The organism is Candidatus Kapaibacterium thiocyanatum, assembly GCA_001899175.1.
Taxonomy (GTDB): Bacteria; Bacteroidota; Ignavibacteria; order Kapaibacteriales; family Kapaibacteriaceae; genus Kapaibacterium; species Kapaibacterium thiocyanatum.
Genome location: MKVH01000025.1, coordinates 1 through 12767 on the forward strand (window position 1 = coordinate 1; position 12767 = coordinate 12767).

Here is a 12767-nt window from a genome sequence, read left to right on the forward strand (position 1 = left end):
ACGGCAAGAACTACGGCGAATACCTGCCGTCGAATCACTCGGCCAAGAGCTGGACCATCGACGGCAATCCCTTCAGCGGTACGGCTACGCGCCTCGTCACCACGCAGATGGGTGGCATGAACAACGTGACCGGTGTCACGGACATTTCGTCGAATACGGTAACGACGACGAACAAGCAATACGGCCTGAACACCATCACCTTCCAGGACAACACGACGCAGAAAGGATGGGATACGCTGGCCGCTGCCAGCGCCCTCGTCGCCTCGCCGTCCGGCTTCTACGGTATCTGCTACAAGAGCAAGTCCATCGACGAGAACGGCAATCATACCGCTATGTATGTCGATGGCCTTGGGCGTACGCGCTACGTCGTCGTCGACAGCGGTGGCCTCGACCTCGTCACGACGTATACCTACAACACGAAGAACCAGCTCGTGACGGTGACGAATCCTGCGGGACAGGATATCGACTACGACTATGACCGGTGGGGGAACGTCACGTCGGTGACGCATCCCGACTTCGGCGCCGTACGTGCCAAGTACAATAACGTGGGTCAGGTGCGCTTCACGCAGAAGCGGACGCAGTCGCCGGGCGATGGCCATGCCGGCGATGCCGTGACGTTCTATCAGTACGACGACCTGGGTCGTATGACGGCCATCGGCGAGGCCGTCTTCGAGAGTTCCAGCGCCTTCAATGGGCTCGACTCGTCGACCATCAACCTCACCGGGACGGGTAGTACCTATGTCCGGCCTACCGTCAATCCGTCGCTGTTCTCCGGGTCGGTGGCATATCCGACACCTCCCAGCATCTATCCGCTTCTGCCTGTCCTCTCGCCGAACAACAGGGCAGGTGCGGCCGGTTGCCTGTTCGAATGGGGTAGTGTACGTCCCGGTTACGAAGCGCTCTTTCCCTTCAACGCCCTCGAGCGGACGATCATCAAGCCCATCGACATCTGTGTCTTCAACGATGCGGCTCCCTACGGTCCCGTCTCGGCGGCGAACGACTTCGAGGACTTCACCGACAACCCGCACAACGGACGTCAGGCCATCTCCTACGACCAGATGCCGCTCGGCGGTAGCGGCTCCTTCTGGCGCAGCTTCCCGAGTCCGACGCAATGGAACGCGCTCTCGAAGACCGGTACGGTTCGCAACCAGGCAGGTCGTGTGGCCGCCATCGCCTATCGCGACCACCCGTACGAGGCGTATCGCTACCGCGTCTACAGCTACGACGAACGCGGCCGCGTGGAATGCGTGATCAAGCTCACGCCGGCTCTCGGCTTCGATGCCGTCTACTACTCGTACAACTCGTCGGACCAGATCACCAGCATCCACGTCGTCGACGCCCTCCGCCAGTATGCCACATGGTACGGTTACGACGACAACGGTCGTGTGGCCGAGATGACGTCGCACGTGACGCCCGCCTACGATGGCGTCAACCCGCCCAATAACGGTATGGGGTTCACGACGGGAAGCATCGTCAAGCCCGCACTCATCACCCGTCCCGTCGGCGCGCCGCGCGTGACGTATACGTATGATGCCATAGGCAACCTTACGGGCAAGGTCTATCACGATGCCGACGACCTGAACCGCGAACTCAATACCACATACCTGTACGATCCCCGCTGGCGCCTGCAGCAGCAGGACCACTCGTGGGACCTCGACCCCGTCAGCTCGAGCGACATCTACACGCGCGACAACGGCGGCCGCATCACGCAGCGCAGCAGCACGCTGCTCGACGGCGACGTCTACGACCACACGTACACGTACGACAACGCCGGGCGGCTCGTCACGGCCGACGTGGACCACAACCTCACGCCGTGGAAGAGCGAGACGTACGACGTGAACGAGATCGCCCGCCGCACGCAGACGACGAAGACGGGTGTGGTGGCAGGGTATACCTATGCGCCGCTCCCGGTATCGGCGACCAATGCGCCGACGGACATCGCTCCGAGCGTCAACGGCGAGATTCTGACGGACGACCAGACGTACAACCGCGACGGCGCCCTGAACTATCGCTATCTGCGTCCGCAGGGCACGGCGCCTACCGTGCCGTTCTCCAAGGAATGGTTCCACTACGGCTACAATGATCGTCTCGTCAAGATGCAGACACAGGCGACGGATCAGCCGACGGGCCCCACGTGCGGGCTGATGCCGCCGTTCTCCATCTCCTTCTCGCTCTCGGGCAAGATGGAGTGGCAGTATTCGTACTCGCCGTCGGGCGAGCGCGAGATCAAGCGTCTCGTCCTCTCGCCCACATCGGACTCGACCTGCGGTCAGGTCTTCCCATGGACATACTACCTTCTGGGTACCGGCGACGAACAGCAGGTCGTCTATCACGGCCGTCAGATCAGTCGTGGCGACTGCGACGGAGGCCCCGGCCGCCGCGTCTTCTTCTATCCCGTCGAGTTCCGTTCCTACGGTGTGGACGGTCTGAACATCGTCTGGGAACGCGATGCCAACGGCAATATGGTGTCGCGCTTCGTGGGTACGGACATCCAGGGCTCGGAGCGGTACGTGGTAGGGAAGAACGCGTACCAGAAGGTGCGTGACTACCTTCCGTTCGGTGTCGATGTGGCTGTGGCGAATGACCAGAGAAGAGGATATCTCGGCAAGGAAACGGACTACGAGACGGCGCCGCAGTACAACGTCATCCTGAACACGCCGCTGTACCACGAACGCCTCATGGACATGAGTGCGCGGAAGTACAGCAAGACGCAAGGGGGCTTCACCAGTGTGGATGCGCTGTGGGGCATGGCAGTGGGAACGTCGCCGTACATCTACAGTCATCATGATCCCATCAACTTCGCGGATCCGAGTGGCTATGCCGGAACACCGGTCGGCGGTGGCGGCACTGGTACTGGCGGTACTGGTGGCACACCGGGTGGCAAGACCGGTGGAGCATGGCCGTACAACCCTTTCATGCTGGATGCCTTCAGCAGTGATGAGAGCAGGTCGATGACATCCAGGGAGATGATCGATCGCCTGGGCTGGAACGCGACACTGGTGGCTCAGCAGCCACAGTATGCGGCGAAGTCGAAATCGAAGTCCGAGAAGAAGGACCCGAAGGCAATATCGTCGGCGAATACTTCGCAGGAAGCGTCAGCAGGTACCATTGTCATTGGATCTGGTGTAGCGACGTATCTTGTGACAGCGGTTAGTACGGCATTGGTAGTGAGTGGCGGAATTCTAATAATATTCGCTGCGATCGTGCCCGGCGACACGAGGATCGACGATGCTGAGGAAGCCGGTGCGGAGTCCGAACCGGACAGTGAAGCGCAACCGTTGAGTCTGCAGGAGCAGGCTGCCAAGCTTAGGGAAAAACATGGCAAAGCAGAAGTCGAGTTGTCGAATGGATGGCTGCACCTGACTGGTAGTGCTCATGGGAATGTCAGAACACCGCACGTACATGATTTGGAATGGAACACTAATCCTCAAACTGGTGTTGCTCATCCCAAAAAGATCGATCACCCACGTCCCGCGACGCAGAAAGACCTAGATGAGGCTGCAAAAATTATCAACGGAAAGTAGTGTATGAACAACATAGGTGCCGTGACGCAACTGCTTGAGGAGTTAGCGCAATTTCTATTGACCAAGATCGAATCTCAGTCTTCGGATAGTAGTGTTGTCTTGGAAATTAATACTCTTGATAATCCTGGATGGATGATCTCCTCGATACTCATCCCAGGAATCGCGAGGACTGGCAGCGGAAGTAAATCAGTCGGGGCTTTTGACGAAGAAAGCCAGTACTGGTGGACCTGTATTGAAGAAGAGTATGGTGAAAGTTCAAAGGTATTGATGGCGAGTGAAGCCATTGTTTCCGCATATGGAGGGCCATCATATCTCCCTATCATCGTTGAAAAAGTATACTCTCGAGTTGTTAACGGGGCACTGGACGAGAATGTCGTCGTATTAAGTGATGAGCTGATTTCTAACCTGAGTTCCTGGCTGTTAGTACAATGTGATGGCAACTGGGAGCATTCTGAAGGGATTGGAATCGTAATGACAAGCACGGGCCAGTGGAGACTCCAGGCAACCAATGTCTCGACGCATCTCCTACGGAAGAAAATAGAAAGGGAAAAGCCACCCAGATTCCCAATACTTGGTACAAGGAAGACGTGGCTACGTGATCCGGTGATGATCGATCAGTGCTGGTACCATGATTCGGCAGATATCGGTGGTCTCGCCGATATGCTCGAAACGTTCCTGAACAATTCGGAGCTCGATCCGGCGGGCTTGCCGAACAGTGTATGAACGCCCGGTAGGGTGGTGTTCCAATATGTTGATGGAGATTTCCCACTCCAGCGACTGGATGAGAGGCGGTTGATCGACGGTATTACATTGTGGACGATCGTGAACCTACCCTTGTCGCAGGTGCCTCGTCCTGGTTCAGCAACGCAGAAAGATCTGGACGAAGCCGCGAAAATCATCAACGGAAAATAATCCATGAACGACATGAATGCAGTGACACGATTGCTTGAGCAGTTGGCGCAATATCTGATCGACAAAATAGAAGCTGTGCCAACTGGAGACCTCATTGTACTAACGATCAACTCACTTGATAATCCCGGTTGGGGAGTCTCGTCGGTACTCATGCATGAGACTGTTGCCGATAGGAAATCTGTCGGAACGATTGATGATAACAGCTTGGATTGGTGGACCTGCTACGAACAAGTGTATGCTGAGAGCCCAAAAAGGTTAATGAAGACTGATGCTCTAGTGACGGCATATGGTGGTCCACTATACCTTGCTACTATTGCTGAGAAGGTCTATGCACGAGTGGTGAATGGGGTCTTGAACGAGAATGTCGCCATCTTGAATGATACTATTATCGATAATCTCTGCGCATGGCTGTCAGTGCAATGTGATGGTGAGTGGGAGCATTCTGAAGCGATTAGAATTGTACTGACAAGTGCCGGTCAATGGAAGTTTCAGGCGACGAATGTCTCGACACACTTGTTGCAGAAAGAAATGGAGTCGGAAGTACGACCAATGTTTCCAATGCTTGGTACGGAGAAAGCATGGATGCGTGACCCGGTGATGATCGATCAGTGCTGGTATCATGACTCGACAGATATTGGTGGTCTTGCCGATATGTTCGAAACGTTCCTGAACAATTCGGAGCTCGATCCGGCTGGTTTGCCGAACAATGTTCCAACGCCCTGATGTTTCGCGCGTATTCGGAGAACGGCTTGATGGTAGCGTTCCAACATGTTGATGGAACCGTGGTAGCGTTCCAATATGTTGATGGAACCATCAAGGGTAGCGTTCCAATATGTTGATGGAACCGTCAAGCATTCGAAGAATGGCTTGATAGTGGGATTCTTGCTCGCGTTCGTATCATGATATGAACGATCATTCCCTTTGGTAACGAAGAAGCGAACCGTTCGTTGGCCTGCTACAGCCGGGCATTTGGACCTCGTGTTCCAATGTGTGGATGATGTTCTGAAGTCCTCGGCAAGGAGTCGGACTACGAGACGGCGCCGGTAGCGTTCCAATATGTTGATGGAACCGTCAAGCACTCGAGGAATGGCTTGATAGTGGGATTCTTGCTCGCGTTCGTTGTCATGATATGAACGATCATTCCCTTCGGTAACGAAGAAGCGAACCGTTCGTTGGCCTGCTACAGCCGGGCATTTGGACCTCGTGTTCCAATGTGTGGATGAACTTTCTGTGCCAGTATGGGATGAGAGGCGTTTAGCGACGGTACTACACTATGACATGATCATGAACGGTGCCCTTGTGACAGGTGTCTCGTCTCGGCTCAGCAGCACAGATAGATCTGGACGAAGCCGCGAAAATCATCAACGGAAAGTAGATTATGAATGACACAAATGCAGTGATACAACCGCTCGAGAAGCTAGCGCAATTTCTAATTGACAATATTGAAACTACGTTGGAGGGCGAGTCTATCGTTCTGAGAATCAGTACTCTCGACAATCCCGGTTGGGAGGTCTCTTCGATACTTCCGAATGAAGCTGCAAAGAATGATGTCGAGAGAAAATCCGTCGGAGCAATTGATGAAGAGAGTGAGGACTGGTGGACTTGCTTCGAGCAAAAATATGCTGAGAGTGCAAAGGTGCTAATGAAGACCGATGTCGTTGTGACGGCATATGGAGGCCCATTGTACCTTCCTGTTATTGCCGAAAAAGTATACTCACGAGTTATGCGTGGAATCCTGAATGAGAACCCGATCATCCTGAATGATGGGCTGATCGATAGAATCAGTACATGGCGGCAAGTTCAATGTGATGGTGAATGGGAACATTTGGATGGAATCAGAATTGCTCTAGCAAGTACCGGCCAGTGGAAGTTTCAGGCGACGAATGTCTCGACGCATTTGATGCGGAAGGACCTGGAATGGGAGAAACGACCAAGGTTTCCGATACTCGGTACGAAGAAGGTATGGATGCGCGACCCGGTCATGATCGATCAATGCTGGTACCATGATTCGACAGAAATCGGAGGATTGGCCAGTATGCTCGAAACGTTCCTGAACAATTCGGAGCTCGATCCGGCAGGTTTGCCGACGGGTAGGTGCTAATGCGCAGATCGCGCGAGATCGTGCCATCATTAGGGGTGTAGTTGGGGTCTCCTTGCTGCTCTTTCTCTGGTTCGCATTCCATACACATGAACTCCGGGTAGCGTTCCAGTATGTTGATGGAACCATCAAATGGACCTCATGTCCCGGTATGTGGATGGATCATTCGCGTCAACGACTGGATGAGAATCGACTACGTTGTGGATTCATCCCGTTGACGAAGAAGAAGCGGAGTGCTCCGTAGCATCGGTATTCCATCTCCCGATACGAAGATGGATTGGAAGCTCCGACAGGAACGCGGACGTCGCCAACGCTATACCGCCGTCCAAACCGCGAACAAATGCTACGCTTGGGTGACTCCCCGTACCCGCCGGTCTCGAACCTGTGCCTCAATCGGGAATTATGTGGCTATCCTCCGCTCATATCCCGCATCCTCCTATCTTTGGGGTCAACCATTCGTCAGAGAACCCCCATGCCTACCGTCGATATCCACCGCCGTACGCTTTCCAATGGATTACGAGTCGTCGTATGTCCGGACCATGGTGCGCCGACCGTGACCGTCAACGTCACCTATCGCGTCGGATCGCACGATGAATGGCCTGCACGGACGGGCCTGGCCCATCTGTTCGAACATCTGATGTTCGACAATACGTCGACGGGACTGGAGAAGCAGTACGATCTGTATTGCACGAAGGCCGGTGGATCGAACAATGCCTATACGACCTTCGATCACACGACGTACTTCATCAACCTGCCGTCGCATCAGGTGGAGCTCGGCTTCTGGCTCGAAGCCGAACGGATGCGCGACTTCATGATCACCGACCATGCCCTGACCACACAGAAAAGCGTCGTGATCGAAGAGATCAAGCAGAACGTGGAGAACCAGCCGTACGGACGATGGAGGACGGCCACGGAAGAAGCCGCCTACACGCCGGACTGTCACTATCACTGGGAGGTCTATGGATCTTCGGAACATGTGGCCTCCGTTTCCATGGACGATGCGCGGACGTTCTACGAGAAGTACTACCGGCCGTCCAATGCCGCCCTCGTCGTGGCCGGCGACGTCACACCAGACGTCGCCTTCGACATGGCCGAGCGCCACTTCGGTCATATCGTATCGCCATCGGCGGCTATCGAGCGCACGTCCTACGACGATGCATGGCGGGTGTTCGGTGCGCATTCGGTGGTACCCGACGCCGTGCCGATGCCGGCTGTCTTCATTTCCTTCCACATGCCGGGCATCTTCGATACGGCCAGCTATTCGGCCGAGATCGCGGCGATGGTATTGGGATCGGGGCGGACGTCCCCGCTGTACAAGCATCTTGTCAACGATCTGCGTATCGCATCGTCGGCGATGGCCTTCTTCGACCGCCGGGCCAACACGTCGCTTCTCACGATCTACGCCCACGCCAATGAGGAATCCGTGACGGCCGACCAGCTCGCCGCAGCCGTCATGGAAGCCATCCAGGGATATACGTGTACGGAAGAGGACTTCGAGAAGGCCTCGAACCGCATTCGCACGGCTCTCGCCGCTGAGATACAACGCAACGAAGGTGTGGCCGACAGCGTGGCTTCCTATACGGTGTTCTTCGACGATCCGGGGCTGGTCAATACGGTGCTTGACAACTATGCGGCGCAGACGCGTGAATCCGTCCAGGCGATGATCGATCGTTGCCGCTCCATCGACGATGGGATACGCGTGGACGTCGTGCCGAATGCCTGATCGTCGTTCACCGACCGCAAGGAGTGGTCACGTTTCGGATGCGATGCCCGCTACCTGACGCAGGCGTTCCGCCGCGCGCTCCAGCGTTGCGTCTTCCTTGGCGATGCAGAATCTCAATGCAGCCGAAGGCTGCCCATCGTTCACGGAGATGAAGGGGCTGAGCGGGATCGACGCCACGCCGATGTCCTTCGTCAATCGTACGGCCAGATCCATGTCGCCTTCACGGGAGAAGCCGTCGTATCCGAGTAGCTGGAAGTACGATCCCGTGCAGGGAAGGATGGACCATGCGCTGCCTTCCAGCAGCGAGCGGAAAAGGTCGCGCTTGTGCTGGAAGAACGTTCCTACCTGTGTATAGGTGGTTTCGTCCTGCATGTAGCGTGCGAGCGCCACCTGCGTCGGTGTATGGACACTGAAGGAGAGGAACTGGTGTACCTTCCTGAATTCGTTCGTCAGCGCCGGTGGTGCCAGACAGCATCCAATTTTCCAACCGGTGGTGTGGAAGGTCTTGCCGAAGGACGTGACGACGAAAGAGCGTTCCCTCAGGCCGTCGATGGACGCCGCCGAATGGTGGCGTTGCCCGTCGAAGACGATATGGTCATAGACTTCGTCGCTCAGGATCACGATGTCCGTACCGTCGACGACGTCGGCGAGTGCGCACAGATCGCCGTCGCTCCACGTCGTTCCGGTCGGATTGTGGGGCGAGTTGATGATGATCATCGACGTCGCAGGGGTGATCATGGCGCGCAGCTCATCCATGTCCGGACGATAGTGCGGCGCCTTCAGCAGGATGGGGAGGACGCGGCCACCGTTGGCGACGACGGCCGGACCATAGGAATCGTAGGCAGGTTCGAAGATGACGACATCGTCGCCCGGTCTCACGACGGTCGTAACCGCCGTGAACAGTGCGGCGGTAGCACCCGGTGTGATGGTCAGCTCCGTCGCGGGATCGACGGTGACGTCGTGCATCACCGCATACTTCCGCGCGATGGCCTCGCGGAAGGCAAGGACGCCCTGCATCGGTGCATACTGGTTGTATCCGTCCCGCAACGCCTGGCCGACGAAGTCGACCAGGACGGGGTCGCATGCATAGTCCGGGAATCCCTGGGCGAGATTGATCGCACCGTGTTCCTGTGCCAGGCCGGTCATCACCGAGAACACGGTGGTACCCACGGCCGGCAGTTTCGAACGAATCACACCTTGCTCCGAACGATCAGTTGTCGAGGATCAGACTCACCTGCTTCGCTACCGGCTCGCCATCGTTGTTGAAGCCGATGCTGAACTCGACGGTGTCGCCTTCGCGAAGATCGTTGAAATCCGAATCGATGAGATCGGTGTGATGGAAGAAGAGATTGTTCGGGCGGTACCGGATGAAGCCGTACCCGTTCTTCAGGCTCAGGATGTCGCTTTCGTCGCGTTGTCCTTCCACTACGTCGGGTTCGTCTCCCGCCGCCGGGACCGGGACGCGTGGGGCCGGCGGGGCCGGTGGCGGCGTGAACGTGTTGTTCTGCTGTGCCTGCTGCTGCGAACGGGGGCGTGCATCGCTGTTGACGAAGAGATTGTTGATGAGCGAGTCGTTCTTCCGTGCCCTGTTCTCGATCAGTTCGTGCATGGCCACGGGATACGTCACTTCCTCGAGGAGTTCCTGCGACGTACGGGTGATGATGCGGTTGCCCTCGTTGTCCGTGAACTCGAAGTCCCACGACAGCACCATGACGCGTGCGCCGACCGTGTTGAGTTTGCGTACGAGGGGCACGTAGTCGCCATCCGACGTGATCAGCACGACGACGTCGAACTGCTTGTTGATCGTGAGTTCGAAGGCTTCGAGGGCCATCCATACGTCGATGCCTTTCTCCTCGCGGCGGCCACCGATGTTGCGGAGGGGTAGATAGTGGGTGATGACGCCTTCCCACATCAGGATGTCGTCGAACACACGCTCGTAGTACAGGAGGTTTCCGCGCTGCTGTGCTTCCTGGGCAGGCATGCGCCCACGAAAGAAGTGGGCGTCGACGATCTGCGACAGACGTACGTCCGCGCCTTCTTCCGCTGCGACAGTGTGCCGTATGAATTCATGCAGCCCGGCGATACTGATGCGGCTGTTGCGGGGATGATTGAAGGCGTAGTAGTTGCTGACGTGCAGGAAATAATTGCCATCGTAGAAAACCCCGATACGAGCCAGTCGAGAACCGTTTTGTGCGGCCATGTGCAATACACTCGAAATAAATGAAGAGAATTGTCAATTGAAGAGCGGCTGGCGAAAATGGTCGGTGCTATTTTCGACCATGACCCCATATCCCATCGCCCTGTTCGCCATCCTGACGGCACTTCTCGGAACGTCCTGTGCCAATGAACGACGAAGGCCGGAAGCGTACGATATCACCGACACTCTGCACTGGATACCATATCGTCTCGTTCACCGCGAAGCCGCTACCATATCCGTGGTTTCTTCGACCGATAGTGTGACCATCGACATCGCCGGTATCACCGTGACGGATACGACAGGACCCGGGAAGCTCATACAGGATTCCATCGACGCTGTCCTCCTGGGCAACTCGTTCATCACGGAACAGGTTCCACCGAATGCGCGGGCATTCGTGGATACGCTGGTGGCCGAATACAGGAAGTTCACCACTGACTTCCCTGACACACCAGGCGGCTGGATGGTTGAACGGTCGGCGGATATCCTCCGCAATACCCCATCCCTATTGGTTGTCACAGTGCGATCGTACGAGAACATGGGCGGAGCTCACCCCAACCACTTCGAACGGTATCTGAATTTTTCCCCCTCGACTGGACGTCTGCTGACGCTCGATAGCGTTCTTGCCGGAACCTATACCCCTACCCTGATTGCCGAAGCCGAACGAATGTTCCGTAGCGAACGCGAAATAACGAAAGAATCCAGTCTCAGCGATGCCGGATGGATGTTTCCGGATGATAAGTTTACGCTGGCCGTCAACTGGATGCCGAGCAGGGAAGGCCTCGTCTTTCACTACAATACCTACGAGGTCGGTCCCTATGTGATGGGGACGACGACGATCACGGTGCCGTACAAGGCGCTGAAGCAGTATCTGCGGCCGGGCTGGCCTCGCTAGGGGAAAGGGGGTATTCCCTTCTCAGAATCCGCGCTTCAGTTTGGCAGAAAGGCGCTCGGAGAGGACGTTGCGGCCGGTATCGGACAGAAGGCCGAGGCCGATGACGCTCTGCCGGAAGGTATAGGCCTTGGCCAGCGGGAACTGACGTCCATCCAGCAGCCAGGCCAGGAAGATACCGTCCGATATCCCCGATTCCAGGTGCGTGAAGGCCTCCACGTCGACGTCCGTGAACCAGCCGGAATGGACGAGCTGCTGCGTGAGCTGTGTTCCCAGCTCGTGGAGGAACTGGCGCGTGCGCTGCACGCGCGTAAGAAAGACCGTGTTGTCGGTACGGAGTGCATGGGCCCAGAATTCCAGCAGGAGAGGGGCCTGGCCTGCCCGCGATTCGTAGAATTCGACGGCGCTGCCGCGGATGGCGTCCACCTTGCTCATGGCATCGTCGGCAGCGTCCACACGCTGCCTGACGATGCTTTCGAATTCGGTCATCCACGAGTCGTAGATCGCGAGGAAGAGCTCTTCCTTGGTTCGGAAATATTCGTAGATGGTGCCCTTGCCGATATCGGCCTGCGTGGCGATGTCCTGCATCTTGGTGGCGTGGTAGCCGGTCCGGGAGAAGGTTTCTGCAGCATGGCGGATGATCTCCGCACGTTTGGCCGATTTGTCGACGATCGCGGGCATGTATGGTCCTAAGCTGGTGGGTCAGGCCTTGGCGGCCATCATCTTCTCGTGGTCCTTCAGGAAGGCGTCCAGACCGGCGTCGGTCAGCGGATGCTTCATGGATTGCATGAGTACCTTGTAGGGAACGGTAGCAATGTGCGCGCCAGCTTTTGCGCATTCGAGAAGATGCAGGGGATTGCGGATCGAGGCCGCGATGATCTGCGATTCGAGTCCCTGGACGTCCCAGATCTCGGCCGTATCGCGTACCGCCTGGATGCCATCCGTCGAAATGTCGTCGAGCCTTCCGAGGAAGACGCTCACGTACGTGGCACCTGCATTGGCGGCGATGAGGGCCTGGTTGGGCGTGAAGAGCAGCGTGACGTTCGTGGGAATGTCCTGGTCGGCCAGCTTCCGGACGGCGGCGAGGCCCTCGGGAATGAAGGGGATCTTGATGGTGGCGTCGGGGAACCACGAGAGGATCTCGTCGGCTTCTCGCAGCATGCCGTCGGTGTCCACGCTCACGACTTCGACGCTCAGATGGCCACCTACGCTCTTGTGGATGTCGAGGATGAGCTTCTTGATGTCGACCGACGGATCTTCCCTGGCGAGGAGGGACGGATTGGTGGTGACGCCGCTCAGTATTCCGAGCGAAGCCGCATGTTGGATTTCCTTGAGATTGGCGCTGTCGACGTACAACTGCATGTCGGTCTCCGTGCGTGGATGGAATGGACTGCAAAGATACCGGACGTGGCCGCAATTACCCT

9 protein-coding genes and 1 pseudogene are annotated in these 12767 nt (G+C 56.9%); 6 read left to right on the forward strand and 4 right to left on the reverse strand.

The annotated features are described in order from the left end of the window. The 5 genes and pseudogenes from BGO89_12640 (at position 1) to BGO89_12660 (ending at position 8257) form a co-directional block, all read left to right on the forward strand. Positions 1–3524, forward strand: a pseudogene (locus tag BGO89_12640) (hypothetical protein). A gap of 3 nt (positions 3525–3527) precedes the next feature. Next, positions 3528–4247: a hypothetical protein gene (locus BGO89_12645; GenBank protein ID OJX56187.1), complete on the forward strand. Its 720-nt coding sequence runs from the start codon at positions 3528–3530 to the stop codon at positions 4245–4247. A 192-nt stretch (positions 4248–4439) separates the two neighbouring features. After that, the gene (locus BGO89_12650) at positions 4440–5159 is read left to right on the forward strand and encodes a hypothetical protein (protein OJX56188.1); all 720 of its coding nucleotides are present in this window, start codon (positions 4440–4442) and stop codon (positions 5157–5159) included. Between the two features lie 655 nt (positions 5160–5814). Next, positions 5815–6537 (forward strand): hypothetical protein, encoded by a 723-nt coding sequence (locus tag BGO89_12655; GenBank protein OJX56189.1) that lies wholly within the window; start codon positions 5815–5817, stop codon positions 6535–6537. Positions 6538–7006: 469 nt separating this feature from the next. Then, positions 7007–8257 (forward strand): hypothetical protein, encoded by a 1251-nt coding sequence (locus BGO89_12660; GenBank protein OJX56190.1) that lies wholly within the window; start codon positions 7007–7009, stop codon positions 8255–8257. 27 nt (positions 8258–8284) lie between these two features. On the opposite strand, the gene BGO89_12665 is transcribed toward BGO89_12660, so the two are convergent. Continuing rightward, the gene (locus BGO89_12665; protein ID OJX56376.1) at positions 8285–9448 is read right to left on the reverse strand and encodes a methionine aminotransferase; all 1164 of its coding nucleotides are present in this window, start codon (positions 9446–9448) and stop codon (positions 8285–8287) included. Between the two features lie 19 nt (positions 9449–9467). Then, entirely contained in the window at positions 9468–10457 is a 990-nt protein-coding gene (locus BGO89_12670; GenBank protein ID OJX56191.1) for a cold-shock protein, read from the reverse strand. 79 nt (positions 10458–10536) lie between these two features. Here BGO89_12670 and BGO89_12675 point away from each other — a divergent pair, with 79 nt between their 5' ends. Beyond that, positions 10537–11346, forward strand: a complete 810-nt coding sequence (locus BGO89_12675; protein ID OJX56192.1) for a hypothetical protein — start codon at positions 10537–10539, stop codon at positions 11344–11346. 21 nt (positions 11347–11367) lie between these two features. On the opposite strand, the gene BGO89_12680 is transcribed toward BGO89_12675, so the two are convergent. Next, complete coding sequence (locus BGO89_12680) at positions 11368–12024, reverse strand: hypothetical protein (GenBank protein ID OJX56193.1); 657 nt, start codon at positions 12022–12024, stop codon at positions 11368–11370. A gap of 21 nt (positions 12025–12045) precedes the next feature. Further along, positions 12046–12705 (reverse strand): fructose-6-phosphate aldolase, encoded by a 660-nt coding sequence (locus tag BGO89_12685; protein ID OJX56194.1) that lies wholly within the window; start codon positions 12703–12705, stop codon positions 12046–12048. Positions 12706–12767 lie beyond the last annotated feature (62 nt).